At 35.1% G+C, this 19,687-nt stretch carries 17 protein-coding genes; 8 read left to right on the top strand and 9 right to left on the bottom strand.

Annotation, left to right across the window (positions count from 1 at the left end):
• Positions 1-44: 44 nt before the first annotated feature.
• Together HNP77_RS06665 and HNP77_RS06660 are read right to left on the bottom strand one after the other, a co-directional pair.
• The gene (locus HNP77_RS06665; protein WP_246428875.1) at positions 45-338 is read right to left on the bottom strand and encodes a type II toxin-antitoxin system RelE/ParE family toxin; all 294 of its coding nucleotides are present in this window, start codon (positions 336-338) and stop codon (positions 45-47) included.
• 10 nt (positions 339-348) lie between these two features.
• Positions 349-609 (bottom strand): type II toxin-antitoxin system Phd/YefM family antitoxin, encoded by a 261-nt coding sequence (locus HNP77_RS06660; RefSeq protein WP_184652398.1) that lies wholly within the window; start codon positions 607-609, stop codon positions 349-351.
• Between the two features lie 291 nt (positions 610-900).
• On the opposite strand from HNP77_RS06660, the gene HNP77_RS06655 reads away from it, so the two are divergent.
• The 5 genes from HNP77_RS06655 (at position 901) to HNP77_RS06635 (ending at position 6,095) form a co-directional block, all read left to right on the top strand.
• Positions 901-1,908: a hypothetical protein gene (locus tag HNP77_RS06655; protein WP_184652397.1), complete on the top strand. Its 1,008-nt coding sequence runs from the start codon at positions 901-903 to the stop codon at positions 1,906-1,908.
• 597 nt (positions 1,909-2,505) lie between these two features.
• Complete coding sequence (locus HNP77_RS06650) at positions 2,506-3,321, top strand: NADase-type glycan-binding domain-containing protein (RefSeq protein ID WP_184652396.1); 816 nt, start codon at positions 2,506-2,508, stop codon at positions 3,319-3,321.
• A 184-nt stretch (positions 3,322-3,505) separates the two neighbouring features.
• A complete protein-coding gene (locus tag HNP77_RS06645) occupies positions 3,506-3,961 on the top strand; it encodes a hypothetical protein (RefSeq protein WP_184652395.1) in 456 nt (151 codons plus the stop codon).
• A gap of 346 nt (positions 3,962-4,307) precedes the next feature.
• Positions 4,308-5,111 (top strand): ankyrin repeat domain-containing protein, encoded by an 804-nt coding sequence (locus HNP77_RS06640; protein WP_184652394.1) that lies wholly within the window; start codon positions 4,308-4,310, stop codon positions 5,109-5,111.
• A 138-nt stretch (positions 5,112-5,249) separates the two neighbouring features.
• On the top strand, positions 5,250-6,095 hold the full coding sequence (locus HNP77_RS06635) for an ankyrin repeat domain-containing protein (protein ID WP_184652393.1): 846 nt from the start codon (positions 5,250-5,252) through the stop codon (positions 6,093-6,095).
• A 155-nt stretch (positions 6,096-6,250) separates the two neighbouring features.
• Here HNP77_RS06635 and HNP77_RS06630 read toward each other — a convergent pair whose 3' ends face one another.
• On the bottom strand, positions 6,251-7,312 hold the full coding sequence (locus HNP77_RS06630; protein WP_184652392.1) for a tetratricopeptide repeat protein: 1,062 nt from the start codon (positions 7,310-7,312) through the stop codon (positions 6,251-6,253).
• A 111-nt stretch (positions 7,313-7,423) separates the two neighbouring features.
• On the opposite strand from HNP77_RS06630, the gene HNP77_RS06625 reads away from it, so the two are divergent.
• From HNP77_RS06625 to HNP77_RS06615, 3 genes are all read left to right on the top strand, one after another.
• Positions 7,424-9,142 (top strand): tetratricopeptide repeat protein, encoded by a 1,719-nt coding sequence (locus tag HNP77_RS06625; protein ID WP_184652391.1) that lies wholly within the window; start codon positions 7,424-7,426, stop codon positions 9,140-9,142.
• Between the two features lie 31 nt (positions 9,143-9,173).
• Complete coding sequence (locus HNP77_RS06620; protein WP_184652390.1) at positions 9,174-9,719, top strand: hypothetical protein; 546 nt, start codon at positions 9,174-9,176, stop codon at positions 9,717-9,719.
• A 430-nt stretch (positions 9,720-10,149) separates the two neighbouring features.
• Positions 10,150-10,953, top strand: coding sequence for an Rpn family recombination-promoting nuclease/putative transposase (locus HNP77_RS06615; RefSeq protein ID WP_184652389.1), 804 nt, complete (start codon positions 10,150-10,152; stop codon positions 10,951-10,953).
• An 87-nt stretch (positions 10,954-11,040) separates the two neighbouring features.
• On the opposite strand, the gene HNP77_RS06610 is transcribed toward HNP77_RS06615, so the two are convergent.
• The 6 genes from HNP77_RS06610 to HNP77_RS06585 form a co-directional block, all read right to left on the bottom strand.
• A complete protein-coding gene (locus tag HNP77_RS06610; protein WP_184652388.1) occupies positions 11,041-13,380 on the bottom strand; it encodes an alpha-galactosidase in 2,340 nt (779 codons plus the stop codon).
• Positions 13,381-13,526: 146 nt separating this feature from the next.
• Positions 13,527-15,221, bottom strand: a complete 1,695-nt coding sequence (locus HNP77_RS06605; protein WP_246428874.1) for an MFS transporter — start codon at positions 15,219-15,221, stop codon at positions 13,527-13,529.
• Between the two features lies 1 nt (position 15,222).
• Positions 15,223-16,713, bottom strand: coding sequence for a DUF6937 domain-containing protein (locus tag HNP77_RS06600; RefSeq protein WP_184652387.1), 1,491 nt, complete (start codon positions 16,711-16,713; stop codon positions 15,223-15,225).
• Between the two features lie 34 nt (positions 16,714-16,747).
• Positions 16,748-17,320 (bottom strand): TetR/AcrR family transcriptional regulator, encoded by a 573-nt coding sequence (locus tag HNP77_RS06595; protein ID WP_184652386.1) that lies wholly within the window; start codon positions 17,318-17,320, stop codon positions 16,748-16,750.
• A 164-nt stretch (positions 17,321-17,484) separates the two neighbouring features.
• Complete coding sequence (locus tag HNP77_RS06590) at positions 17,485-18,687, bottom strand: small ribosomal subunit Rsm22 family protein (protein WP_184652385.1); 1,203 nt, start codon at positions 18,685-18,687, stop codon at positions 17,485-17,487.
• Between the two features lie 2 nt (positions 18,688-18,689).
• Positions 18,690-19,652 carry an Hsp33 family molecular chaperone HslO gene (locus tag HNP77_RS06585; RefSeq protein WP_184652384.1) on the bottom strand — a complete coding sequence of 321 codons (963 nt, stop codon included), beginning with the start codon at positions 19,650-19,652 and terminating at the stop codon, positions 18,690-18,692.
• Between the last annotated feature and the right edge of the window lie 35 nt (positions 19,653-19,687).

The raw sequence follows: 19,687 nt of genomic DNA, 5'->3' as shown, positions 1-19,687 counted from the left end.
TGCGCCCCAGTGCGGGTGTCCATATAACCTTTGTTAGGTTGCTTCTATATTAAATTAGCATAATCTCTTTTTGCATAAAAGATTCTCATTATAGATACTTCTTTTTCATCATCGTCGATTAAGTATAGAACAATATAATTTTTTTTGAAAAGAAATCTGTGATATCCTTCAGATTGCAAAACTGAATCATTACTTAACGGATACATATAAGGATTATCTGAAATATTGTTCTTTTCTTCGAGAAATTCTTCAAGTAAACTTTCAGCAGCACTTGGATTACAAAGTTTTTCTGTAAAATAAGTTACAATTTCGGATAAATCCTGCTCAGCCTTTTCCATGATTCGGACATTATAGGCCATGATTTTTCTTTATTCTTGAAATTGCATCTTCAACAGAAGAATACTTTCCGTTTTTCATATCCTGTTTTGCTTCTTCAAGTTTTCCATATACGTTTGCAAGGAACAGGTTCTTTTCATAAGTTTCCATGCTCATTAAAACCATGTCTCCATATCCATTTTTTGTAACGAAAATCGGTTCTTCTTCTTCATGGCATAGAGTCGAAATTGCTGTAGTGTTTTTTAAATCCCTTATAGGAATTATTCTAGGCATTTGTATTCTCCTCGTGGGATTATTTTACCACGACATTTGTTTTTTTGTCTATAAAAAAAGGCGGGCTCGCTAGAAGCTGCGCTGCGAATAGACCCGCCGTAGTTTTATAAAGCTTTACATAAAAACATTTCCAAATAAGCAACATATTTCCTTCCTCATTAAACAGGCCAGTGCGCCTGTCCACATAATAAAAGTTACACTGAGGGGCATGAACATGCAGGACTATTAATCTTAAATATGGATGATACTGTTGATTATTATGATTCTTTTTATTATCAATAGGAGTTAAAAATGAAAAAAATTATATATCTGTTTATTCTGATTATTTTGAATTCTCTTACTTCGGCAGAAAGTCTTATGGTTTTTAAAACGAGTAATTACTATGGAGTATTAGATGAAGACACATTAAAAATTATAGTAAAACCAACATTTACAAAAATTGACTTATCAGGCTCAACTTATATTACAGAAACAAAGGATGGAATTAATTCTTTATATTATAAAGGAGTAAAAACTTTTTGTGGAAGAGAACGGATTTATTTGATTAATCAAGATGTTGCAGTTGTAGAAAAAGGAACAGGAAAAGAGGAATTGTGGAATCTTCTTCAGAAGAAGAAAATAGCAGAAGTATCAAATGCGTATTCCTCAGATGGGCCTGTAATACCAGTTTTGTATTTTGGTGAAAAAAATAAAATATTTCATTTTTTAGACTGGAATGGAAATGAAAAATTTCAGTTAGAGTTAAAACGTGTTTATCATGTTAATGAAAAATATTTTGTAGGAGTTTTACCAAATTTTAATTATGCTGTTTTTGATATCTCCGGAAATAAATTAAGTGAGTTTTCTGAAACTTCCCAGAATGTTTCAGAAGGTTTGATTTATGGTGAATCAACAAATAAGGTTGTAGGTTATTTTGATATAAATGGAAATTTAAAATTCAATATAAACATAGATCACTATGACGGTTATCTTCACGCCTGTGATTTTGTAAAGGGATTCGTTCTCGTAAATACTTCTTTTGAAAAAAACGAATGGGTTATTCTTAATAAGAACGGACAACAAACTGGATCATTTAAAGCATTTACTTGTTCTAATTTTATCAATGGATTTAGTAACGTGATTTATAAGAATAAAAAACAACTTACTTACAACTTTGTAGATGTAAAAGGGAAAAAACTTTCAGAAATTGATTTTGATTATGCCGGCGTATTTAATAAAATTTATGCAAACGTAATACTTGATGGAAAGTCATATTTAATAAATAAGAATGGAAAACTTATTAATTTGGACTCATTATAAGTTTTTTTGAATCCCATCAATCAAAATTTGCCGTGCAGAAATCGCTCATTAAAAAGTTTTTCTAGTAATCTTAATAGAGTCGTAACTTTAATGATTATTTTTCAAATCGGTATGGATGTTATATTCTTTTTTTGCAAAAGGTGTTGTTTCTGGATTGTTAGATTCTAGGAAAAACGGTATTAAGAGTATTATGGTTTATGATCGAAAAACATTTAATATATTAAAACAATTAAAAAAAGAATTAGATAAAATTGGAGATTAGATTGGACGGTTTTAAGAATTATATATTGCAAACTTTTGTTGTTTTTATTGTTGTTTTAATAGGCGCTTTTATTAGATTTTTATTTTATGGTATTACTTTTAAAGAATTGAAATGGATTTTTTTGTTTTACTTTCTTTTAATGTTTAGTGGGGGCATCTATATATTTGTCTTAAAGGGGTAAATAATTCCCATCAATAGAAATTTGTCTGCTTCATGTCAGCAAACCGATGCTCAAAAGAAACAAGTTGCCGCTGGAAAACCTCAGAGTTTAGCATGTCAGATTGAGATAAAATAAAAATAATAATAAGAGATCCATTACCAATAGGAGAATAATCATGAAAAAGAATATTTTATTTTTGTTATTTATAGTGAATTTATTTTTTTTGCAGGCTGAAACTTTTCAAAAAATAGATATGAAAGATTTTAAGCTTGAAGGTAAATCATATGCTGTTGATCAGGAAAATACTATGGATCATAGCATCAGATTTAAAGATAATACTATGTTTTTCATTGATTATGAGAAAGGAGAAAAATCTGAAAACTATATCATTGGAAGTTACAAATATAGCGAAAGAAAGGATGGCGGCCTAACTTTTCTTGATTTAGAAAATGGAACAACTTATCTTTGCATAGCATCTGATGACGTTTTACTTCTCTATAAACAAAATAAAAAAGAACCTGAATATTTTGGGTATTATACAATTAGAGGTTATGAGGCTTTACGTCTTCCTAATAAATTATGTTTTGAGGCAAGTACATATTTAAAAGAAAAAAATAAAGAATATCCTGCAGAAAATATTGGAACATGGGATTTGGAAACTCCATGGGTAGAAAATGTTAAAGGAAACGGGATTGGTCAGAAAGTAACATTTGGAATTGACGATAGTGTTATTTACATAATGACAGGATACGTATCCTATAAAAAACCATATCTCTATAAAGAAAATTCACGACCAAAAAAAATTAAGCTTACATTTCTTGATGTGAGTAAGGAACCGATGATAATAGAACTTGAAGATACGCCCGCTCCTCAAAAAATTACTTTAGGTGAAAGAATAGAAAGTAATGTAGAACTGGAAATTCTTGAAGTCTATGAAGGAACAAAATATCAGGATACATGTATCAATACAATATTCTTTAGAGTTTATTAACTATTCCCATCAATAGAAATTTGTCTGCCTCATGTCAACAAACTGCAAGCCCTGCATACAAAACGCAGCCACTGTGATAGATTTGAGGCAGAAGCAGATGAATTTGCCAGACTTTCAGACAAGGCTTTGAATTCTGTAAACGGTGCTTCTTTTGTTTATGTACATGATTAGGAGAAAATAAACTATGAAATTATTAAAATACCTTTTTATTTTATTGCTTATTGCAAGTATTTCTTCTTGTTACAAAAAGTCAAATTTGAAGAAAACTTCTTCTGAAAAAAAGTATGATGAAATACAGTTATTTGAATCATCAATATTTGAAGGAATTTCAAAAGATCCATATCTGGAATTTAAAAAGGGATATTTACAAATAAAAACAGTAGAAGCAGACAGTCTTATAAAAATTGATAATTATGAAAAAGTTTTTTTATCAGCTGAAGGTATAGTAATTATGTATTACAAGCAAGGCGATACTTATACGATTCAGACAGTTACATTAAATGCAGAAAATGACAAACATAATTTGAGTCAGCTTATTGGTTTAAACAAAAAAGATATCGAAAAAATAATTCAGAATAAACCCTTTTCTAAAACAGAAACAACTTTAGAATTTGTATCAAATGATTTTTTATTTTTGTGAACTTTATTTTTGATAAAAAAGGTTATGCAAAGGAAATAATACTAGGCAGACAGTTATAATCCCCCCCCATCAATAGAAATTTGTCTGCCTCATGTCAGAAAACCGCAAGCCCTGCATACAAAACGCAGCCAGTGTGATAGATTTGAGGCAGAAAATTTTCAGGGAAGGACAGGTTCTAGTACAAAAAGCATTGCTGACTTTATAAAAGTGCCAGTTTAAGCGCTAACAAACAGCAATTTGTACCACTACGCCGGAAATAATCCGGTTGAGTTTTCCGATCCAAATGAAAATGAAATAACAATTAAAGGGGAACAAAAGTAACAGTATCATGGGGGGATTCGTATAAATGAAAAAAATAATTAGTTTTTTTATTTTAACTTTGATTTTTTTATTATCTGGCTGTGATTTTATTAATAAACAATTAGAAAAAAAAGTAAAAAATGTTCTTACTGAAATAAGAGAAAATGCTGTAAATCATATGACTGAAGAACAGAAAGAAAACAGAAGGATGTATTATGCAATCAATTGGTATGAAGACAATCCCTTACTTTTAAAGGAATTATTAGAAAATGGACATAATCCTGATTTATGCTTTGGTGAATGCGGATGGATTGAATCAAATCCATTATTGTTAGTAGCAGAAAGTCATTATACTACTTATTATAGATTATTACGTGAAGAAAAAATTCCAAATCCAACACCAGATGTGCAGATGTTAAATCTTTTAATAGATTATGGTGCTGATATCTCTTTGTATCCTTATGTTTTTGTAATCGTATATGACAGTTTCTTTATTGGGAAAAAGGGATATAAAGAACAGGTCTGCTATGTAGAAGATACCAACAGACTGCTAAAGGCATTTTTAGACAAGGGTGCAGATGTAAATGCAAAAGGCAACGGTAAGGCGTTTGACTGGCAGACATATAAAGATGAATTAACCTATGATGAATTTAAAAAAATGTGCCAGGATGAAAATGCTACTTCGCCGCTTTATGAAGCAATAAAAAAAGGAATGATGTGGGAAAGCCAGGTGGATTTGCTTCTTGAATATGGGGCAATACTTGATAAATCCTGCTTAAAAGCAGCCGAATTAAGCAACGATAAAGAGATGATAAAAAAGATAGAAAGTATTTATTATTCCCATCAATAGAAATTTGTCTACCTCAAGTCAGAAAACCGCAAGGCCCCTCAAGAGCTGGAAAGTTTCCAACTGGTTTTGTAACAGGTACTAATGAAATATCTGATGTTACGGCTATTTATATTATTAGTAAAATGGATGACTGTGAAAATGAATAGATTTTTTTTTAGTATATGGGTACTACTTCTTCTTTTTAGTTGTAATTTAAAAAATAATTCTCATAAGAATACAACTATTTCATTAGAAGATCAGTTAATAATAGCTCTGGATAATTATGAATATAAAAAGGCATGTAAAATAATACAGTTAGGTGCTGATAAGAATATTATATATAATAAACAACCATTGTTGATGTATGCAGTTAGTAAGAATCTAACGAATTTTAGTTTATTTTTAATAAATGATAATGCAGATGTTAATATAATGGATGAGGATGAAAACAATACATTGTTATCTCTGGCAATTTATAATAAGAATTTTGAAATTGAAAAAGCCATTGTTGAAAAGGGTGTTAACCTGAATTATAAAAATAAGAAAAATGATGATTATATATCTATATGCATAATTGAGAAGGATTATAAATTTTTAAGTTATATTCTTTTAAATAATGAAATTCAAAAATTATTTGAAAAAAATAAGGAGAAATATCTTTATCAATTTATCTATAATTGGAATTTAGAGACTTCTGACATGATTGATGTTATGTACAAAGAAAATTTTGAAGTCTTTAATAAAGTTCCTGTTTTATTAATTGGAATAGATAATATTGATGTTTTAAAATTTTTTATAAATAAAGGAATTGATCCTAATAAAAAATATTTTAACCCAGATAATGATGAGTTTGTTACACCATTAGAGTATGCATACAGTGCGGAGTATAAATATACTCATTATTTAGGAACAGATTCAAAATTTTCAGATGAATCTGATGAAGTTAAAAATATACGCAAGATTATTAAATTTTTGAAGACAAAAACTGCTTCCCCCCATCAATAGAAATTTGTCTGCCTCATGTCAGAAAACCGCAAGCCAGTGTAATAGATTTGAGGCATCGACAAATACAAATGCCCGGCAAAGCAAAATAACCTGTTCCTTGTAAATGTATTAAGAAAAACCGTGGACTATAGTATCCAAACGTACTTAATAAACTCTTACAGTTTTTCTCCAAGATAAATGCCTGCCCATTCCCAGCGGCCGTGAATTTCTGGATCTGCAGGAAAGTTTACTTTTCTAAAATACAGATACCAGGTATTAACATAAGTTGACCAGCCAGTAGTGCGAAGATAGGCTTCAGTCGGTGTAGAAGACGGATCCAGTTCTGCATTATAACGGATTCTGTTTCCCAGCATATACGAATGCATCGTAAAACCAACCTGAGCGTTTTCATCCGTTTCTTCAGAACGCCATGTCATAGCAAAAAAGTTTACTTTAGATTTATAACGTTCAAGAGCATTGTAGTTATAACTTGAAATAGCTTTTTTTACGGCACTGACAAGAGCATCTCTAGTTTCAAAAGTCCAGTCTTTTGGTGAATTATTAAAATCAACCAGCTGCTTTGCATTCAGATAGGCATTCGGAATTCCATCAATTTGAATTGTCGAAGCATCCGGCTGATCCAGAAACTGAGTATATGTCTTTAACGCCAGTGACCATTCACTTTCTTTTTCATATTCAAGGGCAAGACGGTAATAAAGCTCTGTTTTACTTATTTTATTCGGAAAACGGTTAATAAGCTGATTAAAATAGTAGATTCTGTTTGCAGGAGTTTTACTGATCTGAATTAAATGCTGAAGGCTTAAAAAGTGAATCGACTTGTCCTGAACCAGCAAATCTTCGTAATTACCGATTATTCGTTCAAAATAATATTCAGCAATCGGCTTTGCATCATTTTCAAGATAAGCATAAGCAGTCATCAAAAGCCAGTAAGCGTTATACGTGTCATCCGGATGTTCTTCCACCCACTGGGTCAAAAAAGTAATAAGCGACGGATAATCATTAACAGAAAGCATGTTTTCTGCAATCTTATTTACAACTACATAGCGGCTTTTTTCTTCAAGATCCTGTTCTTCAAGAATGTCCATTAAAAGCCGCTGGGTTTCCGTATATGACTCTGAGAATGCAGCTGGAAGAATTTTACCTTTTGGTTCCGGTTTACATGAAATACACACTGCAGAAGCCAAAAAAGCTGCACATATAGCTCTAAAAAATGACATGTTTTTATTTTATCAGAGCGGCGGCATAGTTGGCAAGAAGGGGAACATATTGTATTCTTAAAAGTTAGCGGCAGATTTTAGGAGTGCCAATACTTTTTCAGGAGTCTTAAGGTGAAATTCAATAAGGAGAAGGCTGCATTTTTAGCTTTATGTACATGCACAGCTTCAGTCTTACTCTCCTGCGGAACAACTTCTACTGCCTCACCGGAACCACAGGTCGTTTCAATTCCTGACAAACAGAAAAACAAACGCACTTTTTTCTCTTCAATAGACTCTAAAGCTATGGAAAACGCCCAGATAGGTTCTCCGGCTTCATTAAAACAGACAGTTTCCATCCTTCATAAAAGTCTTGAAAGTGATTATTCAGAAAACGAAAAAATTCTTATAGGAATCTGTACAACCTTAATGCAAATTGTATGGCCTTCCGAAACCATAACCTGGGAAATTCCTTCCTATAATATGCAGAATTCCTATATAGGAACTATAGAAACTGCAAAACGGGGAGTTTATGATTCCGGAAACAGTTCCGGAGACTTTTTTTCAAACGTTCTGCCTTCTTTAGTTCTTGTTACTTCAGAAAGCCGAAATGATTACTATGACCTTGCCCGTAATTCTCTGAATACAGCCCTTGAACAGCAGCCTAATTCCGCACTGGTTAAATACCTGCTGGGTATTCTTGAAATACGCACAAATAATCCCCAGGCAGCAATTCAATACCTTATGGAAGCAAGAAAAAGCGCTCCTTCCAATTATGAAATTCAGTATGCACTGCTGAGGGCAAATTTTCTTGCTAAAAATTACGAACAGACCCTTACATTAGGTGAAGTCCTTCTTGAACAGTATCCGCAGAATGTAAATGTTCTGGCCTTATGTTCCCGTTCATCCTATGCAATGAATGATCTTTCAAAGGCTGAATCTTATGTTGTACGCGTTCTCCTTCTTGAACCGGAAAACCTTGATTATGTTCTTCTGCGTGCAAGAATTCTTATGGATAAAAATGACTTTATCCGTGCCTCTTCCCTTCTGGACCTGTATTCAACAAACAATACTTCTGGCAGGGAATATCTTCTTCTTAAAGCAAAACTTCAGCGTGACTGGAATAAAAATTATTCTGCCGCCGGAGAAACTATCGGAAAAGCACTTTCCCTTTATCCTGATGATGCAGAAGTTCTTCTTTGCGCCGCACAGATTGCTTCAACATCAAATTCTGCTATAAACGGAATGAATGCAAAGCAGCTGACAGATTTAATTCTGACTTCTGACCCGGATAATTCCCAGGCACTGCAGATATATATAGAAGAAATGGTTAAACAGCAGAAATGGCAGGACGCTTACAATATCAGTCTGAAGCTCATTGCCAGGCAGAATGTTTCTGATGAATGGTTATTCCGTCATGTAGATATCTGTCTTGCCCTTAAAAAGAATACAGAAGCTTCAAATCTTGCCGTAAAAATGTATACGGCAAATGAATCTGACGAAAATGCACAGCAGGCTTATATAAAAGTTCTTATTCAGACTTATCAGAAAAACTCGGCCCTTCAGCTTATAAACAAACTTCTTCCTAAATCAAATGCAAAAATGAAGAGTTTCCTTTATTACGAAAGAAGTTTTGTTCATACAAATGAAGATGAAGTTCTCAACGATCTTCGTTCAAGCCTTACGTCAAATCCACGCAACAAAGATTCACTGTACCGTCTTTATGAAATTTACTACGGAAAAAAAGATTTCCGCCGTGCACAATACTATCTCAAACAGGTTGTAGCTCTTGATTCTTCAAATGCACAGCTTCTTCAGAAGAACAACGAACTTGATTTACTTCTAAAAAAATAGCATGTATAATTCTCTTAAGGAGAATTTTATTATGAAAAAATTAGTATCACTGATGGCTGCATTTTTTATTTCTGCTGCATCATCTGCTTTTGCAGACAGTTTTTTTCAGCTTGGTCTGGGCCTCGGTTCTAACTACTCCCTTATTGAAGACAATCATGAACTTTCTTTCTGCTATGACAGACTTTATGTCGGTTTTAAGGGATTTCACACAATCGGAGTCTTTGAAGATACGGATGAAAACGGCAATAAAGAAATAAACAAAAACTATGACACATATATTCCGACTGTATTTCTTGGATTTCATGGAGATACATTTTATATAACGGCAGGGGGAAACCTGATCCACTATCTTATGGCAGACTACAACAGTGATATTTCTCTTCCATTCTGCTATCCGACTCTGTCCTTAGGCTGGGATATTCCGGTAATAGATAACTATCCTCACAACGGAATAATCAATATTGATATGTCATGGTATTACTGTGATTTAGGAGATGCCTGGAGCCAGTTCTATAAGTCGGCGGTCATGTTCATTCCTAAAGTTTCCGTAGGATTTAAGTATAGATATAATTTCTAATACCCCCTTAAGCAAAAAACGGCAGCCATATTTTTTACTGCCGTTTTTGAGTATACTTATTTATTGAGAAAGTTTACTTTCTGCATTATCTATTGAATCAGTTTTATTATTCTTTTTTTCTACCCTAATACTTATAAAATCCAATATTGCAAAAATAATATTTACAATGCCCCAAATAACCAAATCCGAATAACTTCCATGAAAGGCACAAGCCAGCAATCCTGCAATAACATAGAAAAAATGAGTTTTGAGTTTAGTGTACACTTACAAATTTTTAAATAAAACTTCTATTTTTTTATGGAATTGTGTGTTTTTTTTCCTGTCGAGGAAAATATATATATACAGAGGAATTTCTTCTGATGAAGAAAGCTACAAACAACTTTTTTTGAAGAAAATCTTATTATAAAAATTCTTAACTATTGGAGAAGAAATGAAAGAATCCAGCCGTTTTAAGCCATTAAACAAATTAACTTTTACTGATGACTATATGTTCGGTGAAGTCCTTAAGGATCCTGAACTTTGTGCCGGTGTAATTGAACGTCTCTTAAAAATAAAGGTAGACCACATTGAATACCCGGAACTTCAAAAAACCATCAAGCCAACTTATGAATCCCATGGAGTTCGTTTTGATGTTTATATTAAAGATTCAGACAAAGTTTATGATATCGAAATGCAGAATAATACTTATGATGAAATATTATTACGCAGCCGTTACTATCAAAGCATGATAGATGTTGATAACCTTTTAAAGGGTCACATCTATAAAGATCTTCCCGAAAGCTTCATCATCTTTATCTGTAAGAATGATCCCCTTGGAAAAAAACTTCCCTGCTATACATTTAAAAGTACCTGCCTGGAAACCGAAATTACAAATAAAACAGACAAAACCGTAAAAGTATTTTATAATGCTAGTGCATGGGATAAAACTGAAAATGAAGAACTAAAAAGTTTCTTCAAATTTATCTGCAACAACAAGGCAGAAAGCAGTTTTACAAAATCTCTTTTACAGAAGGTCCGTGAGACTATCAAAAACGAAGAATTCATAGCGAGGTATATGGCGGTGAATTTACATGATTACGATATAATGGAAGCCGGCAGAAAGGAAGGATTAACAGAAGGAGCCCGTGAAGCAAAAATACAAACTGCAAAAAACATGCTGGTAGAAAAAATTCCAATCGAAACTATAGTAAAATGCACAGGACTTTCTATTGAAGAAGTTAAGAACCTGGGATAAAAATAAATTTACTAAATGATAAAACTCTAAAAAAGGGACTGACTCCCTTACTCCAAAAGAATCAGTCCTTTTATCAAATTGATTTTTTTAACACTCCATAAAGTAAAGTCGGGAACCAAAGTCAGGGTAATACCTGGTTTCTTCATTAAGACCTGTTCCCGCAAAAGCCTGCTTTAATTTTACGCCGCTGTACATTAAAGTATCTCCGTTAACAAGACAGTCTTCTGTTTCTCCGTCAATCTTTACAAACTTTGCAATAATATCTTCAAGAAGAGAATCCTGTTTTATATGTATTGGAGAAACTGTATTTACCAGTGAACCGAAATTCTTAATATTGTATTTCATACCAAAACTATAAAAATGATATTCTGCATCAGGATCCAGACCATGAGCTTTAAAACATTCATAGCGGGTATTTGGACGAACAAGCTTCTGCATCATAAATCCTACAGCTTTTTTCTTATCCTTAGAAACACAAATCCATTCCGTTGTATTTGATGTAAGAAAATTTCTGCTTCGATAAAAATCACCGGTCTGTAAAACTTCCCGCCACTTTTTATACAATTCAATCTGGGCCTTTACAGCAGCAACCTCATCCTTTTTCATCTCTGCAAGATTACATTCATAACCGCATACACCGAATGCAGAAACATTAAATCTTGTTTCAAGTGGTGTTGTCCGCAAAGTCTGATGATTTGGACAGGCAGAAACATGGGCACTGACTGTATTCATCGGATAGCCGTAACTATAACCGTTTTGAATCTCTGCCCTGCAAACTGCATCCGTATCATCACTTGCCCATATCTGAGGGAAGAAGCTTAAAATACCAAGATCAAACCTGTTTCCTCCGGCAGAACATCCTTCAAAAAGAATATGCGGGAATCTCTTTACCAGTTCCTTCATGCAGCGATAAAGTCCGCATACATAACGGTGTGCAACTTCTCCCTGATTCTCTGCACCAAGTTTCTGTGAATAAAAATCAGTAAATATGCGGTTCATATCCCATTTAACATAAGCAATGTTTGCACTCGAAAAGACACTGCTCATGGATTCAATTATGTAATCCTGTACAGCCGTCTGCGTCAAATCAAGAATCCTCTGATTACGTCCTTCCGTATGTTCATATCCCGGAATCTCTATAGACCACTCCGGATGTGCACGATAAAGGTTGCTGTCGGTATTTACCATTTCAGGCTCTACCCAGATACCAAAATCCAGTCCCAGGGAATTTATCTTTTTACACAGACCCTCCAGACCATTCGGTAGTTTCTTTTTATTTACAACCCAGTCGCCTAACGATCGGTGATCATCATTACGTTCTCCAAACCATCCGTCATCCATAACGAACAGTTCTATGCCTGCATCCTTTCCGGCCTTTGCCAAATTGACTAACTTACGTTCGTTAATATCAAAATAGGCTGCCTCCCAGCTGTTTAACAGTACCGGACGCACTTTATTCTTCCATTCTCCGCGAATAATATGATTCTTAACAAAATGATGCATATTCTGACTCATTCCGTTAAAACCCTCATGAGAATAAGTAAGAACCGCTTCAGGAGACTCAAAGTCTTCTCCCGGATTTACAACATAACTGAAGGTAGCCGGATTTATTCCGTTTACAAAGCGGGACTTACCATAGGCAGTTACTTCCAGAGCCTCATAATGATTTGAAGAATAAATAAGATTAATTCCGTAAACTTCACCATAATCTTCCGTCGCACCTTCCCTGCTTAACATTACAAAAGGATTTGCCCTGTTGGAAGAAACTCCGGCCACAGTTGAACTTACGAATTTTCCCTGAGTAACAAGTGCATCACTTCTCTGCATTTCTCTTGCCCATGCCCCATGAAAACTCGTAAAAGTAAAACCTGAATCCGAAAAATCCAGCTGTGCACTCATAAGACGATTCAGCACAACAGATTCATTTCCGCCGTTAATAAATTTTACGCTGCGGCAGATAACGTCACACTGTGAATAAACATAATAATGAAGTTCGATTCTGTGATTATAAAACTTATCTTTTAACGTAATGCAAAGATGTTCATACTTACCGCTTTCATCATAAGAGCCTGGCAGCATTTTATACTCAGGTTTTGTATCTGTAACTTCAAATTTTTCAAACAAGAAATCACAGGTACGCACACCGTCACTATGAACAATCTCTACAGACGGTTCCCAGATATCTCCCTTTCCATAGGAAGAAAACTCCAGACATAAATCCTCAAGACAAAAATGATCAAACTCCCTGCTGTACTGAGTTGAATTTGCAGGAACAAAGGCATGTTTTTCCGTAACTGCATCTATATTTTTTAGTGTAATTTTTCTACCGTAATACATATGCTCAAGATGTCCGCTGGGCAGAACCCTGAATGCATAGGTTGTATTTTCTGTGGTTAAAATAAAATTATTGTTTTCTGTCTGAATCATAATGTCTCCGGTTTATATTTTTTAATGTTTTAAAAAAGAATCAAAACATGCATTATTATAAATCAACTTTACTATTTGTACAAAAAAAATGTACTTCCAAAAAAAATTTTCAGAAGTACATGACTTAAAAACACTATACTGTCTTTTTATTCAGCATCTGAAGAAACAGCTTCAAGTTTCTTTCCTCTGGCTGCAAGCTGCTCATTTATTTCCTGAACTTTTTTATCGTTAAGAATAAACCTGGTCTTAAAAATAATAAGTCCGGCAATAAGAACAACAAGAGGAATAAGCGTCATGCTCATACGAAGTCCTATTGTTGAAGAAGCAGCAAGCTTTGTACCGTTAATTGCATCTTTGTTTATGTTACATACAGCAAGAACAACAGAAGCAATCAAAGCAGAAATTCCAGAAGCAAGTTTTACTACAAATGTCTGCATACTGAATATAACTGATTCATCGCGACGGTGATTTTTTAATTCACCATAATCAACTGTATTTGCAAGGAAAATCGTAACAACAACATTAAGCATACCGATTGCACTCATAATGAGGAATGCAGAAGGAACCAGTGCCCAGAAATTGCTGGTACCGCTTACAGCTACAAACAGCAGTATGATATAGCCGGTAAAAGCCATAAAGAAACTCGCATAAAAAATCTTTACAGTATTCATAAATTTTCTGAAAAGAGGGAACAGTATCATCATTGCAAGAATCTGGAATCCGCCGCCAAACATATTAAACATTGAATAATTTGATTCAAAGGCAGCCGGGTTGAAATCATACTTAAAGAAGTAGATGACAAGATTTGATGTTATATAAAGAGCAGTATTAATCATTACGATTGCAGCTACGATAACAACAGCCTGATCATTTCTGAACAACGCCCTGAACATTTCGCCGACACTCGGGCTCTGAAATTTTACCGTAGACTTTTCTTTTATTGCAGCACAGGTAATTACGATAAACACAACAAAAAGAACAGCAACTATTAGAGAAAAATATTTATAACCGGTACGCTCAACAGGAACTTTTGCTTTTACAGAATCTTTTTCTGCAACTGCTACATTTGTTACGACAGCCTTGTATTCATCAAGAAGTGCCTGAGACATTCCTTTTTCAAGAAAATCCTTTTCATCAGCCTTAATAAAAGAAAGAGAAGCTTCATCTCCTTTATTTTCCTTAATCTTTACGGCATAAAGTTCCAGTTCGTCTGCAGTTACAGCTGTCTGTGCACAGATATTCTCTATCAGTTTTTCCTGAGCAGCCTTTGTCTGTTCAATAAGTGCAACAGAATTCTTATAAGCTTCTGCATCAGGACTGAATTTCATTCCCAGGGCAAATACGCTCATGACTGTAATAATGGAAATTACAGCAGAACCTACACCTGCACATGAACGGGCAAGAGCACTGAGACCTTCACGTTCTTTTCCGCCTTTGGTAAATGCAGGAATCATTGACCAGTAAGGAATATCCATCATTGTATAAGTAACACCCCATACAATATAAGTAACGGCAGCATAAGCAATAAGTCCGGTCTTATTTAAGGCAGGAGGTGCACTGAACATGAGGAATAAAACAACTGCATTAGTCAGTGTTCCGATAAGAAGCCAGGGTCTGAATTTTCCCCAGCGGGTCTTTGTCTTTGCAACAATAATTCCCATAATCGGATCATTGAATGCATCAAAAATACGGGCAATCAAAAGAATGATTCCCATTGCAATAGCACTTACTCCAAGCAGATCCTGATAATAATACAGAATGTAGCTTGCCGAAAGCATATAAACCATATCTTTTCCTACAGCCCCCAGACCGTAAGAAATTTTTTCTTTTCCTGATAACATATTACCTCCTTGTTGCCAGCTCAACTACTTTATAGGCACCGTCATAAATGCCTGCTTTTTTATTTGCTATAATATTGTCACACATGTCATTCAATAACCTGTGATCACTTACAAAAAGATTTATCATCTGAAGTACATGAGGAATGTCCTGACACTCAAGCGTGCCGTCTCCGATTTCTGCTGAATGAATTGCACCCCATTTTTCATGACCTCCAACTCTTTTTATAAAGAGTTTTGGAATCGGATAAAAAGCTAATTCACTTGGCTTTGTTACAAGAACATCAGCACTGCGTATCAGAAGATTTGTTGCATATACCGCTTCAAAAATATTCTGGTGATAAAAACCATGGATTCCCGTTACCTCTCCTGTTACTGCATCAGATGCAAACTTCTGCATTTCTGTCCAGTCATCAAAATGTTCCGTAGACAACTCTTTCATTTCCGGAATTTCTTTCAGCAGGTCATACCATACGTTTTTATAATCACCTACATTTATATAAAGAGCTGCAACCTTGAGTTTTATTACAGGAAGAAGATTCTTTATGATTGCAGCAAATATTTCTTTCTGGGCACCGGCTCCACCTATTGTAAGAAGAAAGCGCATCGGTTTACCGTGTGCCTTGCGTTCTTTTCTGGCTTCACAATCTGCTTCTATATTAGAAACAAGTTCATGATCAACATAATGACCTGTATAAACAAGAGAGTCTTCAGGCATTGGATTAAGAACTTTTTCTCCATTCATACCGTTAAGTATCCTGTAACCCTGATAAGCCTGATGTGTCTGAACTGCATGAACGGAACCTTCTGCAAAATGAAGAGCCATCGGCCAGTTATCAGGAATTGCATTTACAACCCTCTTCATTCCTGCATGAACGGCAGCCTGTGCCGGCCATACATGAGTTCCAACAACAGGAATATCTTTAGGGATGTTTTTAAACACGGCAGCCATAAGTTCGGCATTTTTCTGATCACCGGCATTATAAGAAAGTTTACGGAAGCCTTCATAATTAAGAGGCTCCCAGATAAAACGGTTAAACAGCGCACTTTTAGAAGAAAGTCTTGAACCTAAAGAATAAAGATCATTCTGCGCACTGATTACTTTTGTACAGGTAGTTTCTCCATAGGAATTCAAATCCATCCAGTAAGGAATGTATCCCATGCTTTTTGCAGCAGAAGCTATTGCCATGGAAATACGGTAATGTCCAAAACCCATGCGGATATTGCCGACAATGATTCCCTTTTTAACATCAAATTCTTCCATAGGAATTGAAGCATTCTTATCGTAATGAGCATTTGTTTCCAGGGAACCGACTAAAACATTTCTTACATCAAGCAAATCACCGATATAAGCATTTTTCTGAATCGCAACCGGATAATTCTTTTCTGAATCATCACCAAATTTTCCTGCATATTTCTTTTTTGACTTACAGGCTTTTTTATACGCTGCCTTTTCAATGGCATTTCCAAAAATAACCTTAGCTCTGTCCTGCATATATTCCTCCAGTTATCAGCAAGTACATTAAAATTCAAACTACAATCCCATCCACAAGGATGTTTACAATTTCCTCAAGTCCCTGTGCATAACTTATTCCTGCCTTAACAAGAATATCCCTCTGGAAAAACTGCTCCAGACTTGATTCCATCATCATCTTGAACAGCAGGATATTTACTTTACGGATAACGCCTTCTTCCATTCCTTTATTCAAAAGCTGAATGGTTTTTTCCCATCCGTTTTCCAGCCGCTCTTCTACTTTTTTGTAAATCTTCGGAAACTTGTCTTTCAGGAGATACAGCTGCTTAAAATCAATATCTTTATAGCCTTCCGGAAGAACTCCCAGAATTTTTCGGATTTTTTCTATAGTAGACAGGCTTGTATTGTTGAAAACTTCTTCTTCACTTTTTTTAATTGAATCAAAACAGTAATCTACCATCTCAAAAAACATTGTCTCTTTGTCAGGAAAAACTTCGTAAAGAGTTTTTTTGCTCTTACTAAGCTCTTCTGCAACTTCTGACATTGTAAATTTCAAGCCTTTGCGGTTAAATACTTTTATAGTACCTTCAAGTATTTCTCTTCTCAGAGTTTCCGTATTTTCGTTCATTTTCTGCCCCTTAGAAACTTGGAAACCGGTTTTGGTTTTCTAGTTTCCTAAAGTATACATGAGGTGATTTTAAAACGCAACAAATTTTTTAAAGGATTTTAAATTTTTTAATATGTTTCACGGATTAAATTTGTTTCACAGGTTGAACAATTCAAATTCGGGTGCTATACTTTTTTTCTGTCAGAAATATGACTTTTTCCCTGCTGTAGAGGGTGGGCTACGGCAGTTTCTTTACCGATTCCAAACGAATCTTTATTATCGCCCCGGACTTCAGGGTTTATTAATTCAATCTTTTCATATCTGTGCAGCTTAAAAAAGCCGGTTTCAGCAGCATGAGAATCATCTTTTTTTGCAGAACAGGCAATGCGTCTGTTTCCGTCACATAAAAGAAACCTTATGCGGCCGCTCTTGTTAAGCATTCCCTCTGAAACGACTGTATAGATTCCCTTCTTTTCTTCCCTGCTAACAATTCCGTTTTTAAACATAAAATAAGTCATTTTTACGGAATTTCTGTCCAGTTTAGCGCGACGGGCTATTTCCGTTACAAGAGGAACATTTTTTAAAGCATATTCTCCGTGACAGGTAATGTTTTCTCCGGCTTTAATTACAGGGCATTCTTCACTGGAAGGACACGGGCTCACTACAGAAAACCCTTCTTTTATGAGAGAATTCCTGAGTTCTATAAGGGAACGGCTGGTTTTAAGCAGAGCCGGCTCCATTAAAAAAAGAATTCCGTCATTTTTAAGTATTTTCTTTATATTAAGAATAAAAATCTGCCGCTTCTGACAGGCATCTTCCTGAGTTTTCCACAGTTCATTCAAAGCATGGCTGATAATTATGGCATCAAAGCCCTGTTTTTTATTAAATACGGTTTCTATGGAGTTATATTTTTTTTCAATATCAACGATTACTTCACAAACATCCGTTTCCGGAAAGGCGGATTCATAAAGTTTTTTTGCAAGACTGACTGCTTTTGAGGAATAATCTGCCAGCGTTACGTGAATTTTTTTAACGCCCTGTTTTTTTAATTCATTGCAGAAAGAAATTCCTGCAGGACCGGGACCACAGCCTAAATCCAGTACAGAAACTTCGTTTTCAAAACTTATTTCATTACTGAGGACAGCCGTTTCAAAAGCATGATGAACCTGAAGAAAAGTTACCGGCCAGTAGTAAAGCAGGTATGCACCCAAAAGATCATTTTCCTGCATGTAACCGGCACCGGCAAGTTTTCTGTCTCCTGTAAGCCCGCGCTGCAAACGTAAAAGAGCCCCGCTTACACGTTCATATTCTTTTGGAGACAAAACTGAACTGCTGCCGCCACCCCGCCAGAGTTTTATCAGACGGGGTATAAAATCCTGAAGATTCATTTCTAAAGTTCTGAAACAGGAATATTATAAACGCTGGAGCAGTTACGGCACACGATTTCTATGGAATCCTGTCCGCTTTTCTTTATATCTTCAATTTCCGAAGCTGGAAGATGACGTACATGGTTAAGATAAACCTCTTTTGAGCATGGACATTCAAATTTAACATCCCTGCGCACTGCAATTGCCGGTTTGAATTCTCTGAACAGACCATAAACAAGATCTTCTATTGAACCGTTTTCTGCAAACCACTGGCCAAGAGAAGGAGCAGACCTGAAAGCAAGTTCAACCTTTTCAATAAGTTCTTCATCTGCCTTTCTGTCTGCCTGAGAATTTACGGCTTCACCTGATTTTTTAAAACCGCCCACTTCAGGAAGTACCTGCAGGAACATTCCGCCGGCTCCTATAACCCTGCCCTGCTTATCCATCTGAATACCAGTATTAAATGCCGTCTGAATCTGTTCACTCTGATTGAAAAACCACGCAAGGTCTCTGGCAATATTCTTTGAATCAACATCTACAGAACTTGAATATGGTTCCTTATCAAATTCCCGGAGAGTAGACATTGTAATCGTGCCGTTTCCCAAAAAAGGAGTTAAATCCCAGCTTTCCAGCGGTTTTTCTACAGGAATATGATTTTCATAAAGATAACCGCGGACATAACCGGTAGAATCCGTTTCTATAGAAAATCCTTTTGCCGGTCCGTCAACTTCATAATGCCAGGTTTTATGTTCTTTTCCTTTCATCGTTGGAAGAAGAAGAGCCCCGCACAAAGCTGCCTGCCCGAAAACCATTGTTTCAAGAATACCCAGCTGATGCTGAGCCCTTGCCTGATTTACAAAACGGCTGCCGTTAAAAAGCGCACCCCTGACACGACCTTCTGCCATAACAAATACAGCCATTTCATCCTTATGAATTGAATCCAGATGTTTTTCCAATTCAACGTCATTCAAACTCTTAAATATCACTGTTCTTTCCTTAAATTTGTATCAAATACAATCTA

Source organism: Treponema rectale (assembly GCF_014202035.1).
In the GTDB taxonomy this organism is placed as follows: domain Bacteria; phylum Spirochaetota; class Spirochaetia; order Treponematales; family Treponemataceae; genus Treponema_D; species Treponema_D rectale.
This window is presented reverse-complemented; position numbering and strand designations above follow the sequence as displayed.